Source organism: Pseudomonas sp. 05N433, assembly GCF_056396925.1.
The window spans coordinates 1-23743 of sequence record NZ_JBFTML010000063.1 but is presented as its reverse complement, the minus strand read 5'-3'; the positions used below and the strand labels follow the sequence as shown (position 1 = coordinate 23743).

Below are 23743 nucleotides of genomic sequence, written 5' to 3'. Positions count from 1 at the left end.
AACGGACACCAGGCAAGCCCAGTCACCACGTCAGGTAAAACATCCACTTGGCCAACAGCACAATGACAACCATGTGGCAGAACAGGCTGCCATGGATGAAATGCAGGTATCGAGCACTCATCCGGCCACTTTTGAACAAAAACATGGCGACCAGGAAATGCAGCAGTACGCTGACGGCCACCACGATTTTCAACATCAGCAACGTGCCAAACGATGAGGCCATTGGTGTGGCAAGGACCGGTAAATAGCGCAGCCAGACCATCCCCAACCCGGCACCGAACAACACCAGCAAGACCCATGGAATCAAGGTGCGTGCACGTCGACCGACACCCTGCTCGACCAGTAACATGACCTTGACCGGCAGTTGTTTGCGGATACTTTCAAGGAACAGGACTTCGAAGAATACCGTGCCGATGAAAATCATCGCGGCAAACAGGTGCAATGTCAGAAACAGCGGATAGAGCATGGGATTCTCGCTCTCAATACAGCTGAACACGTTCCACTCACCGCGAGGGAAACGTCACTCCCATCGTTGCGCCGCCTCGCGATCACTGTGGCGAGCCTCGACCCAATGGGAACTCTCGGCCACCTGTTCTTTCTTCCAGAATGGCGCTCGGGTTTTCAGGTAATCCATTACAAACGCACAGGCATCAAAAGCCGCTTGACGATGACTGCTGCTGACGCCGACAAAGACAATGGGGTCTCCCGGTTGCAGCGCGCCGATTCGATGGATCAGCACCAGTCCGAGCAACGGCCAGCGCTGCCGGGCTTCGTCGGCGATCTTGCCCAGGACCTTTTCGGTCATACCGGGGTAATGTTCAAGAAACATCCCGGCGACTTCTTGTCCGACGTTGGTGTCACGTACATACCCGACAAAACTCACCACGGCACCGACATTCAGGCTCAAAGCCTGCAGGGCATTGATTTCGGTGCCGGGTTCGAAGCGCTCTGTCTGCACTCGAATCATCGAATCACCCTCCCGTTACGGTTGGGAAAAAACCCACTTCATCACCGTCTATCAACGGCTCATCGAGCCCACACATGTCCTGATTGCGGGCACACATGAGGTTCTGTTCGGCCAGCACCTGCCAGACGCCAGAACGATGTATCAGGTGCTGACGCAACTGATCGACAGAAGTGAAATCACCTTCAATCGTTTCATCGTCAAGGCCAAGCGTTTCGCGGTACCGCGAGAAATACAAAACATTCAGCTTCATTGTTGCGGCGCCTGATACCAGCCACTTTTACCACCCTGCTTCTCCAACAGCCGCACCGATTCGATACTCATGCCCCGGTCCACGGCCTTGCACATGTCATACAGGGTCAAGGCCGCCACACTGGCGGCGGTCAGTGCCTCCATCTCGACGCCGGTCTGTCCGGACAGCTTGCACCGAGAAACAATGCGTACGCGTTGGTCACCTTCAAAACTCAACTCAACGTTAACACTGCTCAGAAGCAGCGGATGACAGAGCGGAATCAACTCGCTCGTGCGTTTGGCCGCCTGAATGCCGGCGATCCGCGCTACCGCAAATACATCACCTTTAGGGTGAGCACCACTGGCAATCAGTTGTCGGGTCTCGGCAAGCATATGAACCCATGCCTCAGCCACGGCTTCTCGGGACGTCACGCATTTATCCGTAACATCGACCATTCGCACGCGTCCCAGTGAGTCGAGGTGAGTCAGCATCAATTCAGTCATGAGCAATAAGCCTTGCGCTACCAACAGTCGGTTTCAGCGCAGAATACAGAGCAGGCCAACTGATGCCGTTGACATCAATCAAGTAATCCAGACAACGCCATTGCTCAACCGATTTCCATGGTGCGTAAGCGCGACTCCGAAGCTGCAATCAGCCCGTCTACTTGTGCCGGAGGGCGAGCTCCGATAATGACACCCGTCACTGCCGGTTTGCGAAGTACCCAGGCGATCGGCTTCTGACACAACAGCGTTTTCACTAAGTCATTAACGCCCGGGCATTGGACTGCGTGGACGTTTTACATCGCGTTTTCGCCTTACCGTGTCAGGGCTGGTAATGCGGCTCGGTTGAGGTAATCGGGGCGTGCGCAGTAACAGACTGATTTCCTCTGCGCTGACCGCTCTGCTGAAAAAGTGGCCCTGAATTTCATCGCAGCCGTTTTCACGCAGGAAGGTTTGCTGCTCTTCGGTTTCGACACCTTCGGCTATGACCTTGAGGTTCAGTTGGTGCCCCAACGAAATCACTGCGGTAGCGATGGCTTTGTCGTTCTCGTTGTCGGGCAGATCGTGCACGAAAGACTGGTCGATCTTGAGCCTTGCGATGGGGAAGCTTTTCAATGCGGCGAGGCTGGAGTAGCCGGTGCCGAAGTCGTCGATCGACAGACTGATCCCCATTGATTGCAGTTCCTTCATTTTGCTGATGGCTTGCTGAAGGTCTTGCATGATCAGACTTTCGGTCAGCTCCAGCTCAAGGTACATCGGGTCCAGTCCGGTCTCTTGCAAGGCATGCCTCACCCGGTCGATCAGGTCCCTTTCGATGAACTGGCGTGCTGAAATATTCACCGACATGGTGATCGGCGGCCAGCCCGCATCCTGCCAGTCCTTGTTCTGTCTGCACGCGGTATGAATCACCCAATCGCCTATGGGCACGATCAACCCGGTCTCTTCGGCCTGCGGAATGAATTTGACTGGAGACAYCATGCCGAGCTCGGGGTGCTGCCAGCGGATCAGTGCTTCAACGCCGATAATCTGACCTGTCTGCAAATCCACCTGTGGCTGGTACAGCAGCAGGAACTCGTCATGGTTGAGTGCGTTTCGTAGCCCGTCTTGCATGGCGAGCTTGCCCTGATCCTTGTTATTCATCTCGCTCGTATAGAACTGGTAACTGTTGCGACCCAGTTCCTTGGCCCGGTACATGGCGGCGTCCGCATTGCTGAGCAACGTGTCGGTATCGCTGCCGTCAGCTGGGTAGGTGGCCAACCCCATGCTGCAGGTGACGTGGAGTGTATGCCCGCTGAGCTGAATCGGCCGCAGGATGGCTTCCTGGATCTTGTGCAGGGCTGGAGTAACGCCGTCGAGGTCTGAGGGCTGGTCGAACAGGATGATCACAAACTCGTCGCCACCCAGTCGCACGACGGTGTCGGTGCGGCGCACACACTCCTGCATGCGCTGGGCGACGGTTTTCAGCAGTACGTCTCCAGCGCTGTGCCCAAGGCTGTCATTCACCAGTTTGAACTTGTCCAGATCGAGAAACACCACCGTCACCAGCCGGCTGTAGCGCTGGGCATACAGTATTGCCTGCTTGAGACGGTCTTCGAGCAGGGTGCGATTCGGCAGCCCGGTCAGTGCGTCATGGTCGCCCATATAGCGAATGCGCTTTTCGGTCAGTTGGCGTTCTATCGCAATACCGGCAAGAGGTGTCGCCATGTCGATCAGTCGCGTCTCGGTCGAGCTAGGGCTGCGGACGGTGTTGGAATACAAGGCAAACGTACCCAATACCTTTCGCTCATGGGACAGAATCGGCGTCGACCAGCAGGCGCGAAATCCATAGGGCGCAGCGGCTGATCGGTACTCCTCCCACAGCGGGTCCAGCTCGATATCCGTGACGATGACCGGTTCTCGTCGATACACCGCGGTGCCGCAAGAGCCTACGTTTGGACCGATCGCAATCCCGTCAATGAGCTGGTTATAGGCTTTCGGCAAACTGGGGGCAGCCCCGTGCAGCAGGTGTTTGCCATCCTCATCCAGCACCAGGATGGACACCATCATCCCCTCCAGTTGGGACTCGACCAGGTGAGCCAGGCTCTCGAGGACTTCTGCAAGCTCGGTGCTCCTGGCGATCAGCTCCAGGACATGACCTTGTCCGGCACGGATGATGGCTTCTTGCTCTAATCGGTTGTTTTGCAGGGCGAGCCGCTCTGTGGCGATACTCAATTGGACCGTCTTTTTTTCCAGCTGAAGACGGTCTTTGAGGAATTGATTCACCGCGCGAGCCATGTTGCCGATCTCGTCTTTCCCATGTTCCACCATCATCAAATGCGTTTTGTCAGTGCGTTCCTGACGCAATTGCCGGCTTATTTCATTCAGGCGCACAAGCACATGACGGCCCATGAAGACCCGGGTCACGAACCAGGCGAACACCAGGCTGGCGCCCAACATGATCAGCACCCATTGCTGGCTACGATTTGAGGCCTCGACCAGGCGCTGCACGGCTTCGCGATAGTCTTCGGTGTAAGCACTGGATTGCGCACGGGCCACCGCGACCAGAACCCCGGCCTCATTCTTCAACTCCTCATTGAAGCGCTGGATGACGTTGTGCTGATTGATGAGTCTCAGGCGCAGGGAGAAGAGATCGGCCGTCTCCACATCAGCGTCGGGTAATTTGCCTGCGGCGCGTGACAGGCGCTCATATCGGATCCGCAGCCGTTGCACGGCATCGCTGTCATTAGCCTGCGGCAGATCGAAAAGTAACACCGCCAGTTCCAGGCTGGCCCGGGTCTGGGTCGCGGTCAACCGGGCAGCGTGATCCTCCAGGGCTTGCTCGAAGGTGACCTCGGTCTGCAACAGGCTTTCYCGCAGTTGCGCAACGATGTTGGCGGTATTGCGGAACATCTGACTCGACTGATGCATGTCGAGTATCGCCTCGCCACTGTTCGCGGCAGTCAGCTCCTGCACCAGTTGATCAAGGGCTTCAAGCTGTTCGACGGTCGCCGCATAGCTTGAACGCAGGGCGTCGGGGGAACGGGTTGTCAGAAGCTGATCGGTCTGGCGTTCGATCAGCAAGGTCCGCTGCACCATGTCTTGCCCATTTTGCATGCGCACCAGTCGTTCATCCGTCAGCTGGCGGGTGGCGCTGTTTGACGTGCGCAACGCGTAGACCGCTGTGGCACCACCCGCCAGGATCAGCAGCGCCAGCGTCAGGAACGCCAGTGTGAACTGTGCGCGCAACGACTGCGGCAATAGCCGGCGTCCGAGCCGGGAAATAACGTCCAATGTCAGGGATTCCATTGGTGGCGATAAATGTCTCGATAACCATTGTCAGGGTCGTACTGGAATTTCTTCCCGCCGTCGAAAGCAATATTGTCGGCATTGACCAAGTGAATCGGTGCTACGAAGCCGCTCACCGGCTGCCCTGCAAACAACCGGTTCAATTCATCCATCACTTGCCAGCCATGCAGGTTGAGCGGCTCGGCCACGGTGACGGTCTGGTAGGTTTTTGCCTGTATGCGCAAGAAAGCCGAGGCGCTGCCATCACCGGCAGATAACAGACTGATGCCGTCACTGGGCATTGCGGCGTTGGTCAATGAGGCAATCGAGTAGTCGAAATAGATATCGTTGATGGCCAGCGTGTGGGTCCAGCGCTTGCCATAGCGCTGAAGCAGCTCCTTGGTGAGCGCCGGCATCTTCTCGCCACTTTCGGAGATCGCCACATCGCGCACTTCCAGCAACGTACATTCTCGACAGGCCCGAATGACGTTTTCCATGGCCTTGGCTTTCGCCATGGCGATGCTGTATTTGGAGTCGGTCAGGATGACCACGCCGGCGTGTCCGTTTGACTGTGCCACTGCCGCCATGGCCGTGAGGCGAGCCACTTCGAGCGGGTCGGTCGTGACGTTCATGGCCACCGGCGTGCCGTCAATCGGCCCGGGGCGTGCCCCGGCGTGCCAGCCAACCACCGGCACATCCCTGTTGGCGAAGAGGATCAGCGCCGCATTGTTCTCAAGGGCATCGGAACCGCACAGAATGAGGCCGTCGGGTTTCTCTGCCAGCGCATCGGAGAAGGCCTTTGCGCGCCCGGCCGATGATCCAGCGCCATCGAATATCTTCAGCGTCCAGCCCATCGCCTTGGCTGCCTCGCGAGCGCCCTGCGCGACACCGACGATGCCTCCGTTACGCAAATCCTCTGCGACAAGGGCGATGCTCTTGCCCCGCTGGGCTTTCGGGCCGGACTCAGGGCCGCTCCAGCGAACGGCTTCAAGGGTGGCCCTGGAAACGATTTCCTGCGCTTGAATCACCGTTACCGTGGCGTTTTCGACACCTGCCGCGGTTGGCAGGTTCTGGCCGTATCCGGGCGTTGCCGTGAAAAGACAGAAAACCGTAATTGAAGCCATCCGAAGTAGCCAGGGCCTGAGTAACCAGGGCCCGATCAGACAGGTTCGATCACCGTATGTAATGCCGGGTGTGGAGCCGATGGCGCGATCATAGTCTGGCATGGCGTCCCTTTTTGCCAAGAGTGCAGCGTTCACTATCCGAAAGGATAGTCGGTTCTGCTGTCATCAGGTCTTCGGTGGTTAAAAGTGCGCGAACTTTAGTTTTACAGTACTCATCCTTTACGCAACTTTGAAAGATGCTCTTCATAAGCACGACTGAATTCGCGCCTGAATAAATTGCGCGGGTACTCACTTTTTAGAATAAAGCCTATAACCAAAGATACTAAATAATGACCTCCGATCACCGATCTTGAAACGCCTCGGTGTTCACCCCACTGGTCGGAGAGTTTCTTGACAAGCATTGAACAGCGCTAACACTTCCTTGAATTGTAAGGATTAGAGATAACGCCAAAGAGGCGTTGGGCAAAAGGTTAATCCGCTGGAAACGGATTCAGTCGTACGTTGCGTTATGTATTCGAGACGGCCGACTGACGCCCAAACACGAGGCAGAGGAAGCCGTGCATGGCAATCACGCAAAACAACCGTTTGGTGCAGGTAAACTGCCCCCTCGGCGGCGATGTCCTGCTGCTGCGGAGCATGGAAGGCAACGAAGAATTGGGGCGGTTGTTCCACTATGAATTGAACCTCACCTCCGAAGACCGGGCGATCACGTTCGACCATTTGCTGGGCAAGCCGATGGGCCTGACCCTGGAGCTGCACGACGGCGGCAAACGCTACTTCCACGGCATTGCCTGCAGCTGTCGACAACTGACCGGCCATGGCCAGTTCGCCGGCTACCACGTCAGCCTGCGGCCCTGGTTCTGGCTGCTCACGCGCACCTCGGATTGCCGGATTTTCCAGAACAATACGGTGCCGGACATCATCAAGCAGGTGTTCCGCGACCTCGGTTTTTCCGATTTCGAAGACAGCCTGAGCGGCAGCTACCGCCAGTGGGAATATTGCGTGCAGTACCGCGAAACCAGCTTCGATTTCGTCAGCCGCTTGATGGAACAGGAAGGGATCTATTACTACTTCCGCCATGAGCAAGCGCGTCATGTACTGGTGTTGGCCGACGCCTATGGCGCCCACTCCACGGTGGCAGATTACGACTCAGTGCCGTTCTACCCGCCCGATCGGCAAATGCGCGAGCGCGATCATTTCTACGATTGGCAACTGACGCGGGAAGTCCAACCCGGTTCGCTGGAGCTCAACGATTACGACTTCCAGCGACCCCGCGCCAACCTTGAGGTGCGCTCCAGTGTGTCGCGCAGCCACAGCAACGGCGACTACCCGCTCTACGACTACCCCGGTGAATACGCACAGAGCAACGACGGCGAGCACTATGCGCGTACCCGCATCGAAGCCATCCACAGCCAGTTCGAGCGCGTACAACTGCGCGGCCGTGCCCGCGGACTGGGCTCCGGCCACCTGTTCTCGCTGACCGGCTATGAGCGCGAAGACCAGAACCGCGAATACCTGGTGGTCAGCGCGCGCTACCACATCCACCAGGAGCCCTATGAAAGTGGCACCCAGGATCTCTCCGAGCAGTTCGTGGGCGAACTCGCTTGCATGGATGCCAGCCAGGTTTTCCACCCCCTCCCCCTGACCCCCATGCCGATTGTCCGAGGGCCACAGACCGCGGTGGTGGTCGGCCCCAATGGCGAGGAGATTTGGACCGACCAGTATGGCCGGGTCAAAGTGCACTTCTACTGGGATCGCCACGACCAATCCAACGAGAACAGCTCCTGCTGGATGCGCGTCTCCCAGGCCTGGGCCGGCAAGAACTGGGGGGCGATGCAGATCCCGCGAATCGGTCAGGAAGTGATTGTCAGTTTTCTCGAAGGCGACCCGGATCGGCCGATCATCACCGGCCGCGTCTACAACGCCGAACAGACCGTGCCCTACACGCTGCCGGCCAATGCCACCCAGAGCGGCGTGAAGAGCCGTTCAAGCAAGGGCGGCTCACCGGCCAACTTCAATGAAATCCGCATGGAAGACAAGAAAGGCGCGGAGCAACTGTTTATCCACGCCGAGAAGAACCAGGACATTGAGGTCGAGAACGACGAGACCCACTGGGTCGGCCACGACCGCAGCAAGAGCATCGACAACGACGAAACCGTGCACGTCAAACACGACCGCACCGAAACCGTCGATAACAACGAGACCATCACCATTGGCGTCAACCGTACGGAACGCGTCGGCAGCAACGAGACCATCAACATTGGCAGCAACCGCACGATCAGCGTCGGCGCCAACGAAACCGCGACCGTGACCCTGCAGCGCACCCATGCGGTAGGTATCAACGAGACGATCGCCATCGGCGCAGCGCAGGAAGTTGTCATCGGTGCCTTTCAAACGGTGAATGTCGGGGCCTACCAAAACGTCAATGTGGGCCTCTACCAGTCGACCAATGTGGGCGCCAACCGCTCGGTGGACGTGGGTGCCAATCTTTCAACCACAGTAAAGGCAAACGAATCGCGCAAGGTCGGTGCAGGACGCACGACCGATATCGACAACAACGATGCGCTGACGGTGGGCAAGGACCTTGTCATCGATGCCGGTGACTCGGTGACCATCACCACCGGCAAAGCCAGCATCGTCATGAAGAAGGACGGCACCATCAGCATCCGCGGCAAGGACATCACCATAGACGGCTCTGGCGCGATCAACATCAAGGCCAACAAGAACGTGGTGATCAAGGGACGCAAGATCCTGCAAAACTAGGAGTCACGCGTATGACGGTTCAATACCCACTACCCACCCAGGCCCGCATCGATGGCGTGGTCATCGGCGTCCTGCTCGACCTGCCGCAAGCCAGTGCGCCCCTGGTGACCTACCCCGGTTGCCCCGAGGAACAGAGCATCGCCGCCCGCAGCACCACCCTGCTCGCCCCTGCAGACATCGGCACCCAGGTGGCGCTGATGTTCGAAGATGGCGACCCTTTCCGCCCGCTAGTGATCGGCCGCCTGCTTGGCCAGACCGCGGCGCCCGCACCGGTTGCCTGCGTGCAACTGGACGACCAGCGCCTGGAATTGAGTGCCGAACGCGAGATCGTGCTGCGTTGCGGCAAGGCCAGTATCACCCTGACCCGAGCGGGCAAAGTGATTATCCAGGGCGCCTACCTGTCCAGCCGCTCCAGCGGGGTCAACCGCATCAAGGGTGGTTCGGTGCAGATCAACTAGACAGGTATTCGGCCCATGGAACTGCTCAACGCCAGCAAACTGCTTGCTGCCTATACCCAGGGCACGGAGCCCGATGGCCGCGAATCCCTGGTGGTGGTGGCCAAAGGCACTTTCAATCTGCCGCTGGACGGCCGCGCGGCGACCCTCGCCGACAGCCAGCAACCGCTGCTGATGGCCGATACCTTCCTCGGCGAGCCTGGTCTCAGCGCCCCGCTGCAGGAAATGGACTTCGCCCCGGTCAAGCCATTCTGCGATGTGCTGGTGCGCGGCAAGGCCTATGCCCCAGGCGGGCGGCCCGTGAGGCAACTGGCTGCGGGCATTCGCGTCGGTCAGATGAGCAAAGCCTTTTCCGTCCTCGGCCCCCGGCAGTGGCAACCGGGGCTGTTGGGCGTTTCTCCCGGCTTACCGCAGCCCTTCACCGAGCAGCACATCTCTTATGCCCAGGCCTTTGGCGGCAGTCATCCGATGGCCAAAAACTCCGAAATGCGTCACTGCTACCTGGACAATCCGACCGGTTGTGGCTGGTTCCCAAGCCGCATGGGTAGTGCTGACATCGTTGGCATGCCGATGCCGRACACCGAGGAATTGGGCAAGGCGATCGACAGTCCCTCTGGCGACTACCGCCCGATGGCCCTCGGCCCCATCGGCCGTAGCTGGCCGCAACGCGCCCGCTTCGCCGGTACTTACGACGAGGCCTGGTTGGCCGACTGCTTTCCGTTTCTGCCGGGTGATTTCGACCGCCGCTACTTTCAGGCGGCCCCTGACGATCAGCAGATCCACTATCTGCGAGGCGGCGAGGACGTGCTGCTGCTCAACCTCACACCCCTGGAGCGCGCGGGCTTTCGCATCCCCGAAATCGACGTGCCGGTGACCTTCTTTCTGAAAAAAGGTGGTCATGAGACTGTGCAGGCGGTGATCGACACCCTGCTGATCGACACCGACGCGCTCCAGGTGCAACTGACCTGGCGTGTCGCCCGCCCGCTACGGCGCAACATGTTCGAGATCGCTCAGGTGCTGGTCGGCACGATGTCCACGGGCTGGTGGCGCGCCCGTGAACTGGGCAAGGATTACTACCCGTCGCTCTCCTCCTTGGTAAAAGACAAGCACGCACCCGAGGAGACGGACTGATGACCACGCTTTGCATCATCGGCTCCGGCATGGTCAGTGCTGTCGGCCTCAGCGCACCCGCGAGCTGCGCGGCGATCCGCTGCGCCATCGACAATTTCCAGGAAACCCGCTTTATCGACCAAGGCGGCGAATGGCTGATTGCCGCCAGCGTGCCTTTGGAACAGCCATGGCGCGGCCGCACCAAGCTGATCAAGATGGCCGCCCGGGCCATCGCCGAGGCGCTGCAAAGCACCCCCAACGTCGACCCGGAAAAGACCCCGCTGCTGCTGGGGGTGGCGGAAGTCGAGCGCCCCGGCCGCCTCGATGGTCTCGATAAGGAGCTGCTGCACGCCATCGAAGCCGAACTGGGCCTGCGCTTTCATTCCGGTTCCAACGTCATTGCCCGTGGTCGGGTCAGCGCTGCCGTGGCCCTGCTGAATGCGCGCACGCTGATCTACCAGGGCGGCCATCGCCACGTGCTGATTGCCGGCGTCGACTCCTTCCTCAGCGGACCGACCCTGGCCGCTTTCGAAGCACGCGAACGCCTGCTCACCAGCCAGAACTCCAACGGATTTATCCCCGGCGAAGGCGCCGCCGCCGTGGTGCTGGCCGCCCCCGTTGCCAGCAAAGAGCCGCAATTGGCCTGCATCGGCCTGGGGTTCGGTATGGAGAAGGCCACGGTGGAGGCCGAAGACATTCCCTTGCGCGCCGATGGCCTGACTCAAGCCGTACGCGCCGCCCTGAGCGAAGTCGGCTGTGGGTTGGAGCAAATGGATTATCGGCTCACCGACATCTCCGGCGAGCAGTACTACTTCAAGGAAGCGTCCTTGGCCCTGAGCCGCACCCTGCGCGTGCGCAAGGAGTTCTTCCACCTCTGGCACCCCGCCGACTGCATCGGCGAAGTCGGCGCCGCCATCGGCCCGGCGATGCTCGCCGTGGCCCTGGCCGCCAGCCGCAACGGCTATGGCGAAGGCCCGAATATCTTCTGCCACTTGGGCAACGACGCCGGCGAACGCGCCGCCGCGATGCTCAGTTACCAGACTGTGAGGGCTGCGTGATGGCGAATGAGGTCTACGCCAACAATATGGAGGTTTCTTGCAAGGCGGCGGCTGGCAAGTCGATCGCCTGCTTTCCGGATGTCTGCTTCACCCCGCCTCAGGCGCCCCCCACGCCAACCGGAGTGCCCATCCCCTATCCGAATACCGGTATGGCCAAGGACACGACCAAGGGCAGTCGTACGGTGAAGATCAGTGGTAAGGAAGTGATGCTCAAGAACAAGAGTTACTTCAAGACCAGCTATGGGGATGAGGCCGGTTGCGCGCCGAAGAAGGGCGTGATCACCAGTAAGATCAAGGGCAAGGTGTACTTCACCTCCTGGTCGATGGATGTGAAGTTCGAAGGCGAGAACGTAGTGCGACACATGGACCTGACAACCCACAACCACGCATCATCACCTGGTAACACGCCAACGTGGATGCATGTGGATGCGATAGCGTTCGACACCAGCGAAGGCCAGGTCTGCAAAGACGAGCAAAACGCTGCCGAGGATAAATGCAAGGATGCGAAGATACGTCCCAAGCGGGAGACCGCGAGAGGCAACAAAGTACCGGATGGAATGGATTGCGACGATGAATGCAAGAAAGCCAAGGCATGCGTGCTCAAACCGAAAAAAAAAGACAAGAGTTTTTGCTGTCACCCGGAGATCACAGGTCACCACCTGATCGAGGTACATTGTTTCTCTAAGACGGGGGAACGTGGCACTGCCTTGACTGGCTTCGAGAAGTACAAGCAAGACAACGCGCCGTGCGTGTGTGCATCCCAGTCGCGCGACGACGGTACCCATGGAATCCTCCATGCGGTCCAGGGCCAGATGGAGGCGGCCCACAACGACGGTCCGGTGTTGCAATCCTGGCCGGACTCCGGTGACAAGATCAAACCAGGCAGCGACCAGCGACTACCCGCTAATGCCAAATGGACTTACAAAAATGCCCGTGAAGCAGGTGCACTTGCCCACAGTACGGCATTCCCTCATTGCAACTCGAAGTGCATAGCCAACCAGCTGGACGACTATCACCAGAAAAAATGTGACATGGAAGACAACACACCAGTGCGCAGCGATCCAGGCTCGGACAAGCGCTCTTCCGGCACGCTGACTGCCACGCAGCAGAACGCCGTCGACCAGGCGATCGAGGCCATCAAAGGCATCACATCCAACGCCCACTCTGCCGCTTAATTTTCAATTTCAAGAACGATAGGTTTGCTATGTCTAACGAATACTCCTTCCTTTCCGGCTTCATGCAGAGCCGCAATGTTGGTCGAGTCATCGCCCAAGTCGATGTATTGAAGGAAAGTGGCTCGACCGCCTCCAAACTGCTCAAGTGGGACAGGTCCCAGAACCGCTGGTTCTCCTTCAACCTCGAGTGGCACGCCACGCGAATCTGCGCAATTGAAGTACCGGAAATCATGGTTTTCGCTACAGGTCCAGACGGTATTGTGTCAGTCAGCACAATGGTTGGCTCAACCGAAGAAGAGATCGACGACTCGCTCGATGGCCCTGCTCGTCGCGGTCCTATTCGGGATCTGCAACTCATCAACGGTGTTCCCTACGCCACTGGCATGGGCCGCCAGGTTTACCGTCGCGAGGGACCAGCCAAATGGACGCGTCAGGACCAGGGAGTGGTTTTACCCAGAGGCGAGATTGAACTATGCGGTTTCAACTCCATCGACGGTATCAGAGAAGAAAATCTCTATGCCGTCGGATTCAATGGCGAAATTTGGCAACGCCTGGAAGGCAAATGGTTCAATCGGGAAAGTCCAACCAATCTCGTATTGCATCGGGTCAAGGTCGTTCGCGAAGATTTAGTGTTTGTATGCGGGCAGATGGGCACTTTGCTGCGTGGCGATGGTTCGCAGTGGGAAGCCGTTGGACAGGACGCAACCAGCGAAGACCTCTGGGGTATGGAGTGGTTCAACGGCGAGCTCTATTTGGCCTGTGATTCCGGTCTATTGCGCCTCGACGGCAATGACAATCTGGTTGCAGTCGACATGAATTTGCCCAGTAAGCCCAGTAGCCGCCATCTCCATGCAAATGATGGTGTTCTCTGGTCCTGCGGACCGAAGAACGTAGTCTGGACCGAGGATGGGCAGCGTTGGACCGAGGTGACCCCGTGATATCGACCCAGGCAGGCTTAGTTTGATATCCCTACCCATCATCATCGACCAACACGCCGAAGAAGTCGGCTTCCTAGCCGTCCTGCGCGACTATGCCCAGCGCGCGCCGCATTACGATCTGGATGACCTCAGCAAGCTCGACAGCCGCATCGACGCCCACCTCGACGGCCTTCGAATCGCCGGCACCACCGGCCTGGAAACCCTCCTGACCCAACTCGGCCCACACGCCATCGGCGAGATGTTCGCCAGTGCAGTACTGGCCTTCGAGGCGGGTAACGCGCAGGTGTTGTCACGGCTCAGCGAGCACTTGCGCAGTGCCGTGGATACAGAGCGCGGTTATCTGATGGCCTTGGGTTGGCTCGACTGGGAATGGATATCGCCCTGGATCGACCGCATGCTCGCCTCCCCTGAACCTCTGTTCCACCGCCTCGGCCTGGCCGCCTGCGGCATGCACCGCTACGACCCTGGCCCTGCCCTGCTTACCGGACTTTCCCACGCCGACCCAAGCGTGCTGGCACGTGCCGCCCGCACTGCCGGCGAGCTGCATCGTCGTGACCTGATGCCAACAATTCGTGCCCACCGTCTACACCCGGATCCAGCCACGCGCTTCTGGGCCAACTGGGCCACCGCCCAGATGGGCGATGAGCACGCCCTGGAACCGCTGCGCCAGTTCGCCGAGCAACCGGGCGAGTTCCAGTACCGCGCGCTCTGCGTATTGCTGGCCTGGCAAAAGCGTGAAAACAGCATCGCCTGGATACGCCAATTGATAGAGCACCCTGAGCAGCAGCGCATCGGCATCCAGGCCATCGGGCTGCTGGGCGACCCGTTCAGCGTGCCCTGGTTGATCCAGCAGATGAGCGACCTGTCTCATGCCCGCGTCGCCGGCGAAGCCTTCAGTCTGATCACTGGCGCTGACCTGGCGCTGCTCGACTTGGAATTGCAGGACCTGCCGGATTTCGATGCCGGCCCGAACGACGATCCTGAGGACGCTGATGTCGCCATGGACCCCGATGAAAACCTGCCCTGGCCCGACCCGCAGTTGATCGCCGCCTGGTGGCGGGCCCATGGAGGCGATTTCCAGGCGGGCATGGGCTATGTGCTGGGGCTACAGCAGAGCGAGAGCAGTTACCGGCGCGCCCTTGTCCAGGGCCAGCAACGCCAGCGTATTGCGGCCGCCTTCGGCGTTGCTCGCTGGCGACCGAACGAAGTGCTGTTCCCCACCAGCGCACCCGCCTGGCGGCAAAAGATGTTGTTGGGGGAGCCAGCGTCGCTCGTTCGGCCCCTCTGAGGTTTTGCCAAAATAGAATGCAGCCCCTAAGCCCGCAGTTTGTCGACCCGCACCGCGGCTCAGTGAGTATCCAGATGCTGGTGTACGGCGTTTGGTTTGCTGTACTTACGGCAGCTGGATTCGCGCTCATGGACGCTTTCGCCACTACACTTTCCGGTTTTCTACGCCATCGGCCACGACTTGTGAATGGTCTGAACGTGGGGGCAGGACTGACGTTTGTGGCATCGGGGGTATCGATCGCGGCGCTCAGCCAAAAATAGAGCAAGGGACTCGCCCCGCCGAGCACCCTACGCGCGCCCACCTCGTATGCTTTAATCACCCACGCCGATCGGTCGTGGCGTTTCATAATTCTTAAGGTTTGATTAAGGACTTTAAAGGTCGCCGGCGGACAGACTTTCCCTAACGATCAGGAGAGCCGCCATGAACCCGCAATCGGTGAATTCAGACCATCCATGTGAACTTGCGAGACCGCTGGGCGCCCTGTCCAGCTGGCAAGAGCGCCGCGCCAAGGAACTGATGCTGCGTGATATGGGCAGTTGCGTTCGCATCAGCGAGATTGCCGAACACTGCAACCTTTCGCGCAGCCATTTTTCCCGGGCGTTCAAAAAAAGTACCGGACACTCACCCCAAGGTTGGCTGGTGAGGATGAAAATCGAAAAAGCCAAAAGCCTGCTGATCACCTCGATGCCGATCACCGACGTCGTCTATGAATGCGGTTTCGCGGACCACTCGCATTTCACCCACACCTTTAGCCGGCTGGAAGGGATGACACCCAAGGCCTGGCGGCGGGCCGTTGATCACGTGATCACAAACCGACGTCCCAACACACCAATGATTGATCGAGACATATCCGACAGGACCCCGATAGCGTGGTCGACGGCTTGCGACAACTTCGCGCGCAGGCGCTGCACGCGTGAACTGATCGAGGCCAACAGAACGAACTCCTCCCCTTTGGCCGCTCATGCGGCCTTTTTTTATCCGACGCTGGCCGCCGCGATCGGCAGATTGAAACAGATCCTGGCGCCCTGCTCGCTGTCCTGGACCACCAGCGTCCCGCCGTGCGCACCGATCACTGACCTGCAGATGGCCAGCCCCATCCCCATGCCGCTGCCTTTGGTGGTGTAGAACGCATCGAAGATTTGCTCGCGCTGTGGTGCGTCAATTCCCGGCCCATTGTCCTGGAAGCAGACTTGAACATGATCATCCTTGACCGCTGAGCCGATGATGATGCGTCCATCTGGCAACCCGGCTCCGACGATGGCTTCCTGCGCATTGGTGATCAGGTTGAACACCACTTGCTGGATCTGCACCGCATCGACCCAAACCGGGCATTGCGCATCAAGCCGGGTTTGCAGTTGCACGTTGCGGTTCGCCAGATCGGTGGCGGTCAGGCGCACGACCTCACCAATCAACTCGTCGATCTGCACCGGTAGCCGTTGCAACGGCGCCTGTTTGGCGAGCGCGCGAAGTGCCTGGACAATATCGGCGGCGCGGGCGCTGTCTGAGCGAATGTCTTCCAGCCCCTGAATCGCCTCTTCCAGATCGGGCTGATCGCGCTTAAGCCAGCGCAGGCTCGCCGAGGCGTTAGACAAGATGCCCAGCAGCGRCTGGCTGATTTCATGGGCAATTGAAGCAGACAACTCGCCCATGACTTTAAGGTGCGAGCTACGCGCCAGTTCTGCCCGGGAACTGCGCAAGTCCGCTTCCATTTGCGCACGCAGTCGGGTGTCTTCGACCAGCTGTGCATACAGCCTGGCGGTATGCAGTGACACGGCGGCCTGAGAGGCGAGTATTTCCAGCATGGTCAGGCGCTCGGCGCTGAACAGCTTGGGGACCAGGCTGTTTTCGAGATAGACCAGACCGATCAATGTGCCTTGTCTGAGCAACGGCAGGCACAACATGGAACGCGTCTGGCGCTGTAGGAGGTCGGCGCTGTAGGCCTCGGGACAATCTGTCCGGGCATCGTTGAGCACCAGAGTGTTGCGGGTGCGCTTGCTGGCGTTGAGCACCGAGGCAGGCGCCATCTGTTCGAGCGGCTGCCCGGTGTCCAGCGCAACCCGCACGTTGCCGGCCTCGACAGAAGCGGTTGCCGCGAGTTGCAGCTCGGCGCCGCTGACAATCATCAGAACGCCATGATCGGCACCCGCCTGAATCATCAGGTGGTTCATCAGGGTTTCGACCAGTCGTTCCAGCAATACCTCTTGCGAAAGTGCGCGCGCCGCCTCGATCCCCACTTCAAGATCGAGGCGGACCTGGGTCACAGGCCGGACAGGTTCGAACGACGACTCTGCGCTCAGAAACGGGTGCAAGGCTTCCAGCTGGCGGGCCTTGCTGTTGGCCCCCCAGAGGTTGTAACAGTCGCGCGCGACGCGCAGGTGGTGATTGGCACCCGACACCAGCCCGTTAGGTAAGCAGATATCGGCTAGCTGTTCATGCGCCAGCGCCTGCTCGTGGATGAAACCGGCCGCTGCAGCAGCTATCTGGGACTGATCAAAACAGCGGATGGCAACCAGCTCCTGACCGCGTAAACGGGAGATGACCCCTTCGATCAGCAGCAATTTACTGCGAAAGGTTGCCGGGTTGAGCTCGACCCATGACAGAAACCGCAGACGTTGCCGTTCGAGTTGTTCCAGTTTTTCGGCCACCTCCCCCGGTGCCTGCGCACTGCCCAGAGCCAGGCTGTAGAACAGGTAGTAATCGGCGAGATTGATGTGTGCCGGAATGGACCAGGTCAGCGCGGCCGCCTCTTCGAAACGCCGCAATGCGTAAGGGATATCGCCGTAGTAAAACGCGGACATGCCTGAATACAGCCACGTCCAGAACAGAGTCGGCTGTGACACGCTGGTGCGGTCGATGGGGCCGAAACGGTCATGTTCAGTGCCGTCCAGTTCGGTCAGCGGCCGGTGCTGACGCCCATCGCGCAGATCGCTGGCGTACGCCTGTTGCGCCAGCAGGATGCGTTCGATGTCGATATAGTGAAACTGACGCACCCAGGCCAGGCCATGCTCCAGTTCGCTCAACACTCGTTGTAAGGGTTCGCCCATGAACAACAGATCGGAGCCGATGTGGTTGCAGGCATAACAGGACATACCCAGATCACCGCCGGCCTGACCGCACTCGAATGCTGCGAACGCCTTCTGTCGGGCGTACGCCATCGGTCGGGTCCACGGGCTGACTTGATCAAGCGCCACCAGCGTACCTGTGCGTCCGGCTTCGTAGCCGTGTTTGTCAGTGAGTTCAAGGGCCACTTCGGCGAAGGACTGCCCGTCCACATACTCGCCATAGCGCTCGGCAATCATCACGCCAAACCAGGCAAACCCATAACCGCTGCTCGGCGTGGTGCCATGCATCAACGTAAGTTCGACCATTTTCGCCAAATGCAGAAAACGAATGTCGTCGTTGATGAAGAACGAGGAAATCAATGTGCTGAGCAACTCCATGGCCACTTCGACAAGCGGGTCATCGGCCTTGGGCAAATGCACCAGATCGGCGATGCGGCGCGCGCCCACGAGTGCGCGTACCTGGGCAAACACGAGGCTCAGCTGATCGTGCGAGGGCTTGCGCTGCAGGGGAATATCCAGCAGGGTCAACCCGGTCAACGCCTCGGTTATCGCACCCTCGTAATCGGAGTGCAACGTGCGCAAGGTGGCCCGTAACCGATAGGTTTTCGCGCGGTCGAGGGCTGTGGTGGCGTGATTCAGGCAGTCGTCGAGGCGGCGTTGGGCGCTGGCCAGATCGGCCAGCAGCATGTCACATTCGGCAGCCAGCCATTGGGTGGCGAACGCCTGAGTGTAAAGGCTCGACCAACCGGTCTGCCCGAGCAGACGCTCGGCCGTGCGCAGATAGCCCACGGCCTGCTCGACAGCCGCGGTGTCCCTGGCACGTTCGGCAGCTTCGACCAACAGCTCGACGAACGCGGCACGGCGATGCGCCTCCAGTTTATCCACGTCAATACGCTGAACCTGGCTGGCGACTTCAAATACACGCTCATGGATCTGCTCACCCCACTGATCAAGCATGGCGACGGCGATACGGGCATGCTCGGCGGCGCGTCCCGCTGGCGCAGCAAGCTGACAGGCTGCCTCAAGTACACGGTCGTGGGGAAACACCAGTTGCTCACGCTCACGCAACAGAAAACCGGCATCGACCAGACTTTGCACTTCACGGTTGATCTGTTGCTGATCACACGGTAACAACCGGTGCAGCAGCGATTCATCACAGCGCCCGCCGACATATCCGGCCGTGCGCAACACTTCGCGTTCCATCGGTGCCAGCCGTTCGAATCGCTGCACCATCAAGTCCGCGACGTTATCGGCATAACGGTAACCATCCACCTCCTCCTGGTTCCAGACCCAGCGGCGACCGTGCACGTCGAAGCACACCAGACGTTCATCGATCAACGCGCGCAACACCTGGCTGATGAAAAGAGGGTTGCCGGCCGTCTTGTAGTGCACGACTGGTGCGAGCGACTCGATAGCCTCGGGGTCGGTGTCCAGTTCAGCGGCGATCAGTTCCGCGACTGCTGGCACCGATAGTGGACCCAGCATGACGCTTGTACAGGGTAACGATTGCCCATGCTCCAACACCTGCAGCAATCCACCCTCACGCTGGAGGGACTGCGATTCGGCCTCACGGTACGCCAGAATGAGCGCCAGATGCCGGGGCGGCCGGGCGATGAAGGCTTGCAAGAACGACAGCGTCGAGTCGTCGGCCCACTGCACATCATCTACGAATAGCACCAGGGGTCGTCCCGGCTGAGCGAAGACTTCCAAAACATCGAGCAGCGTTTGATTGGCGCGATCAAGCGCATGCCGGGCCGGCATGTTCGGCAGTTCAGGCGCGACACCGATGACCAGCTCGGCCTCGGGCGCCAGCTCCGCCAGGAGTTTACCCCGTCCCTTGAGGCGTTCGATCAGTTGCTCGCCCAGCGTCTCCAGTTCCAGAGYCGGCTTGCCCAGCAGTTGGGTCATCAGCGACTTGAGGATCTCTGCCAATGGCGCAAAGGGAATTTCCTGCTGCAGCAGATTGCTCTTTCCGCTGGCCCAGTAGCCGGGCGCCAAGGGCCGGACACCCTGGTGGATCAGCGTCGACTTGCCGGCACCCGGCGCGCCACCGACCAGCAGGACCCGGGCGATGCCATCGCTGCGCACCTGACTTATCTGCTCGATCAACTGCATGCGTTCGGCCTCGCGGCCGAACAGAACATCACCGCGGGCCGCAGAAGGCAACGCATCGAAGGCGCCCAGCCGAAACCCATCGATGCGCTCGTGCTCCAGCCACTRCTGTTGGCACCAGGCCAGATCCGCGGCCATCGACTCTGCGCGCTGATAGCGGGCACCCGGTTCCTTCGCCAAGCCTTTGAGCAGCACTTGGCAGATGCCTTCCGGCAGATCGGCAACATGGATTGCCGGTGATTGCGGTTGCACGGCGGCGTGCACGTGCAGCCATTGCGAGGGGTCGCGGGCGGTGAGCGGCAGTCGGCCGGTCAGCGCTTGATAGAGGATTACGGTCAGGGCGTAGATATCGCTGCGCGCGTCAAAACTGGCGGCATCGCGCCGTACCTGTTCGGGCGCCAGGTACGGCCATTGTTCCAGACCGGGCAACTCAGCGGTGGGCGCCTCTGCGGCATGACTGTGAAAACCCAGGAGTCTGACCGAATCGGCGGTTTCCACCATCAAGTGGTGGGGCAGCAGGCTGGCATGGCGCACACCCGCGTTCTGCGCGCTGGCCAGCGCGTTGGCCGCCGCCACGGCAATGGCCAACAAGCGCCCCAGCGGCAGCCCGGCGTCACCGATCAGATCCATCAGCGGCGTCCCCGACGCGGGATAGATCAACAAGGGCCCCTCGGCCGAGCGGATAAACGCGACAGGTGCAATCGCCCATGCCGGATCCAGGCGCAGATGAAAATCGCGCTCCAGCCGCTGGCACGTGGCGGGCAGCTGAATCGGTGCCCGGGCGGCAAGCCAGTGTGTGCCCGACGGCCGGTCCTGAAGCGTGAACCAGGTCAGGTCATTTTCCCGGCGCAGCATGGAGAAGGTGCAGCGTTCCAGCCAGGCTTCATCGTGGACGACCTCAAGACTGCGGGAACCGGATGATGAGAGAGGACGGCTGGACATGAACAATCACCGCTGAAGATTCGTTTCGGGCTGAGCCCTGGAGTATACGCAAGGCTCTGGCCCAACGGCTGCATGCCGGTAATCCTGTCCGTAATCGGCACCATGATGGCTGTCTTGCTGCCCCGTTGCCGATGGTTTTTGCGCACTGAAATCACGGTGTGTTATCCCTCGGGATAATTGCATTATGCGGGGCCGTCCCCTAGCGTGTACCTCTGATGAATCGATGCTCCGGCGTCACTCTCCATCCACGCAGTGCAGAGGAACGCATGATCCGACTCGGCCAAGCCACTATTTCCCTGGAGCGGCGCGAAGCCTTTCTTGATGGACGGCCGCTGCGTGTCGGGGGCCGGGCGTTCGAAATCCTCTCGGTGCTGATGCACGCCGATGGCCGGATTGTCAGCAAAGATGAATTGATCACACAGGTCTGGCCCGACACCGTCGTCGAGGAAAACAATCTGCAGGTGCAGATTTCCTCGCTGCGCAAGCTGCTCGGGGAAAAAGAACTTATCCAGACGGTCCCGCGCCGAGGTTACCGATTATTGAAAAAACGTGAACCGCCCCTGCCCCTGTTCCATCCGGTGGCACCGGGCCCTTTGGCGCCAGAGGATCAGGAGACGATCGATCCCGACAGCGTGCCGGTGTTCATCGTCGACGATGAAGCGAGCGTGCGTACAGCTCTCAGCCGACTGCTGCGGGCTGAAGGCATCGCGCACCGGATATTCGCCTCGGCCGAAGAATTGCTCAACGCTGACCTCGACACCGGCCCCGCTTGCCTGTTGCTTGACGTCAGTCTGCCCGAAACGACAGGCCTGGAACTTCAATCGGCGCTCGGACAGCGAGGGCATCCGTGGCCGGTCATTTTCATGACCGGTTTCGGCACCATCTCGATGTCGGTGCAGGCCATGAAAGCAGGTGCGGTCGAATTCCTGACCAAACCATTCAACGACGACCAGTTGTTGGACACCCTGCGCGCCACCCGTCAGCGTGCAGCGACGGCGTTCGAGCAATGGCAACGCATACAAAGCGCCCGTCAAAGGGCTGCCCTGTTGACCCCCCGTGAGCGCGAAGTGCTGCCGCTGATCGTCGCGGGTCTGTCCAACAAGCACATCGCCAACCAGCTGGGCACCAGTGAAGTCACCGCCAAGGTCCATCGCAAACACATCATGGAGAAAATGCAGACACGCTCGCTGGTCAATCTGGTCAAGCTGTATGGCTTGATCAGCACGGAGCCAGCGTTTGGCATGCAGGGTTCTTCATGACTACGGAGACTGGCTGCGCCCCCGAATCATCCCGTAGCGCCATGATCATCGTCTGCATCGTGGACGACGATGCGTCCGTACGCAAAAGCCTGGCCAATCTGCTCCGGTCGGCCGGATACCGTTCTCGGGTGTTCGCCTCGGGCGAGGAATTCCTGGCCCTCGAAAACTTCGATGACGTTGCCTGCCTGCTGTTGGATCTGAAAATGAACGGCCTGTCAGGGCTGGACGTCATGCGCGCGCTGACGCTCAAGGGCAGAAAGTTTCCAGTGATTTGCATGTCGGCACACTGGGATGAAGCCACACTGGCCGAATCCAGCCGCTATGAGCCCATCGAATGCTTGCGTAAACCCTTCAACGGCGATGCCTTGCTAAGCGCCGTCGAGTTTGCGCTGCAACGTGAGCAATGAACAATCACGTGTTGGACGGTGATTGCGGCGTATCAGGATTGAGTTGCTGACGCCTGAATTGCCCTGGAGGCTGGCCGTGGATCTGGCGGAAGCGTCGCGAAAAATAAGCCTCGTCAGCGAAACCGCACAACCTCGCCACCTCCCCCACCGGTCGTGTCCCATTGAGCARATAATTGCGTGCCGCGTGCATCCTGCGCTCGAGCACCAGCTCAGTGAAGGTCTTGCCGATTTCCTTGCGCAACCAGTGCGTCAGGTACGTCGGTGACAGGTAAGTCGCAGCAGCCACCTTGATCAGGTTGAGGTCGGGATCGGCAATGTTCTTGCGCAAGTATTCGGACATCCTGCTCAGCGCATCGCGTCGGCTGACTTCGGCGGCATTCTCCTCGGCCAACCGCTTGAGCGGCTCGGCATACAAGGCACAAACGCTCCCCACCAGTTGCAGCAACAATCCCTTGAGCATCTCGCGAGTGCCGAACTGACGGTTTTCATCGAGCACGCGCATCTGTTCGATCAGGGCACAGACTTTGCTGAAATCTTCATCGGACAGAATGAAATCCAGATGCTCCTGAAAGCGGAACGGCGACAACTCGGGTGCCAGCAGAATCGAGACCTCCTCCAGGTCCATCGGGTCGCACTGCAAATGCGGCAACAGGAAGGTCTGGGAAAAGTTGATCACCATGAAATTGCTGTCGGCCGGATGCGGAATCACGTGCACGCGATGCGGCAGGATGAAGGCCAGCGTGTTGCGCGGAAACGGCCGCTCGACGTTGCCGATGTGCTGCACGGTATCGCCACCGAGGTTGACCTGGATCTGGAAATACTCATGGCGATGCKGGCTGGTTTCGGSGCGCCGGCCCTTTTTGTCGCGGATGTAAAAGTCCGTCAATTCGCTGCGTTGCTGCATGACGTAAGTGGGTACTCGACTCGGTGACGACATCGCCTGAGGATCCTCGACAGGTACATGGACAGGTTGTCGTCGCGCCGCGACGCAGGCGGCGACCGCAGTGATTGTGAAGGCAGACACCGCTGGCTTCAACATGTCATAGGATGACAACGAAACACAGAGAATTAATTGTATCCGTGTGTGATG

Annotated in this window: 17 protein-coding genes and 3 pseudogenes; 11 read left to right on the top strand and 9 right to left on the bottom strand. The window is 59.6% G+C overall.

Annotated elements, in window-relative coordinates:
* Positions 1-22 precede the first annotated feature (22 nt).
* The 7 genes and pseudogenes from AC1DIS_RS25625 to AC1DIS_RS25595 form a co-directional block, all read right to left on the bottom strand.
* On the bottom strand, positions 23-466 hold the full coding sequence (locus AC1DIS_RS25625) for a CopD family copper resistance protein (RefSeq protein WP_018927767.1): 444 nt from the start codon (positions 464-466) through the stop codon (positions 23-25).
* 54 nt (positions 467-520) lie between these two features.
* On the bottom strand, positions 521-967 hold the full coding sequence (gene moaE, locus AC1DIS_RS25620; RefSeq protein ID WP_018927766.1) for a molybdopterin synthase catalytic subunit MoaE: 447 nt from the start codon (positions 965-967) through the stop codon (positions 521-523).
* 4 nt (positions 968-971) lie between these two features.
* Positions 972-1217 (bottom strand): MoaD/ThiS family protein, encoded by a 246-nt coding sequence (locus AC1DIS_RS25615; protein ID WP_018927765.1) that lies wholly within the window; start codon positions 1215-1217, stop codon positions 972-974.
* Positions 1214-1687 (bottom strand): cyclic pyranopterin monophosphate synthase MoaC, encoded by a 474-nt coding sequence (moaC, locus tag AC1DIS_RS25610; protein ID WP_026286545.1) that lies wholly within the window; start codon positions 1685-1687, stop codon positions 1214-1216. Before moaC ends, AC1DIS_RS25615 begins: the two co-directional genes overlap by 4 nt.
* A 116-nt stretch (positions 1688-1803) precedes the next feature.
* Positions 1804-1926 (bottom strand): annotated as a pseudogene (locus AC1DIS_RS25605) (aldo/keto reductase); the annotation flags it as partial.
* 34 nt (positions 1927-1960) lie between these two features.
* Positions 1961-4981, bottom strand: a complete 3021-nt coding sequence (locus AC1DIS_RS25600) for an EAL domain-containing protein (protein WP_477781154.1) — start codon at positions 4979-4981, stop codon at positions 1961-1963.
* Complete coding sequence (locus AC1DIS_RS25595) at positions 4969-5988, bottom strand: substrate-binding domain-containing protein (RefSeq protein ID WP_018927759.1); 1020 nt, start codon at positions 5986-5988, stop codon at positions 4969-4971. Before AC1DIS_RS25595 ends, AC1DIS_RS25600 begins: the two co-directional genes overlap by 13 nt.
* 657 nt (positions 5989-6645) lie before the next feature.
* Here AC1DIS_RS25595 and AC1DIS_RS25590 point away from each other — a divergent pair.
* The 9 genes and pseudogenes from AC1DIS_RS25590 to AC1DIS_RS25550 form a co-directional block, all read left to right on the top strand.
* Positions 6646-8847, top strand: a complete 2202-nt coding sequence (locus tag AC1DIS_RS25590; RefSeq protein WP_018927758.1) for a type VI secretion system Vgr family protein — start codon at positions 6646-6648, stop codon at positions 8845-8847.
* Between the two features lie 11 nt (positions 8848-8858).
* Entirely contained in the window at positions 8859-9305 is a 447-nt protein-coding gene (locus AC1DIS_RS25585) for a DUF6484 domain-containing protein (RefSeq protein WP_028940907.1), read from the top strand.
* 15 nt (positions 9306-9320) lie between these two features.
* Positions 9321-10433 (top strand): DUF2169 family type VI secretion system accessory protein, encoded by a 1113-nt coding sequence (locus AC1DIS_RS25580; RefSeq protein ID WP_477781153.1) that lies wholly within the window; start codon positions 9321-9323, stop codon positions 10431-10433.
* Positions 10433-11470 (top strand): hypothetical protein, encoded by a 1038-nt coding sequence (locus AC1DIS_RS25575; RefSeq protein WP_477745538.1) that lies wholly within the window; start codon positions 10433-10435, stop codon positions 11468-11470. Before AC1DIS_RS25580 ends, AC1DIS_RS25575 begins: the two co-directional genes overlap by 1 nt.
* Positions 11470-12645 carry a PAAR-like domain-containing protein gene (locus AC1DIS_RS25570; protein WP_477743978.1) on the top strand — a complete coding sequence of 392 codons (1176 nt, stop codon included), beginning with the start codon at positions 11470-11472 and terminating at the stop codon, positions 12643-12645. The genes AC1DIS_RS25575 and AC1DIS_RS25570 overlap by 1 nt, the downstream gene beginning before the upstream one ends.
* A 29-nt stretch (positions 12646-12674) precedes the next feature.
* Positions 12675-13583 (top strand): WD40/YVTN/BNR-like repeat-containing protein, encoded by a 909-nt coding sequence (locus AC1DIS_RS25565; protein WP_204125120.1) that lies wholly within the window; start codon positions 12675-12677, stop codon positions 13581-13583.
* A gap of 22 nt (positions 13584-13605) precedes the next feature.
* On the top strand, positions 13606-14871 hold the full coding sequence (locus AC1DIS_RS25560) for a TIGR02270 family protein (protein ID WP_477743977.1): 1266 nt from the start codon (positions 13606-13608) through the stop codon (positions 14869-14871).
* Positions 14872-14903: 32 nt separating this feature from the next.
* Positions 14904-15131 (top strand): annotated as a pseudogene (locus tag AC1DIS_RS25555) (LysE family translocator); the annotation flags it as partial.
* A 160-nt stretch (positions 15132-15291) separates the two neighbouring features.
* Positions 15292-15648 (top strand): annotated as a pseudogene (locus AC1DIS_RS25550) (helix-turn-helix transcriptional regulator); the annotation flags it as partial.
* Between the two features lie 197 nt (positions 15649-15845).
* Here the strand turns inward: AC1DIS_RS25550 and AC1DIS_RS25545 are convergent.
* The gene (locus AC1DIS_RS25545; RefSeq protein ID WP_477781158.1) at positions 15846-20900 is read right to left on the bottom strand and encodes a trifunctional serine/threonine-protein kinase/ATP-binding protein/sensor histidine kinase; all 5055 of its coding nucleotides are present in this window, start codon (positions 20898-20900) and stop codon (positions 15846-15848) included.
* Between the two features lie 353 nt (positions 20901-21253).
* Here AC1DIS_RS25545 and AC1DIS_RS25540 point away from each other — a divergent pair, with 353 nt between their 5' ends.
* On the top strand, positions 21254-22246 hold the full coding sequence (locus AC1DIS_RS25540; RefSeq protein ID WP_018927749.1) for a response regulator: 993 nt from the start codon (positions 21254-21256) through the stop codon (positions 22244-22246).
* A gap of 41 nt (positions 22247-22287) precedes the next feature.
* The gene (locus AC1DIS_RS25535) at positions 22288-22653 is read left to right on the top strand and encodes a response regulator transcription factor (RefSeq protein ID WP_477744008.1); all 366 of its coding nucleotides are present in this window, start codon (positions 22288-22290) and stop codon (positions 22651-22653) included.
* Between the two features lie 4 nt (positions 22654-22657).
* Here AC1DIS_RS25535 and AC1DIS_RS25530 read toward each other — a convergent pair whose 3' ends face one another.
* A complete protein-coding gene (locus AC1DIS_RS25530; protein ID WP_477781152.1) occupies positions 22658-23590 on the bottom strand; it encodes a helix-turn-helix transcriptional regulator in 933 nt (310 codons plus the stop codon).
* Between the last annotated feature and the right edge of the window lie 153 nt (positions 23591-23743).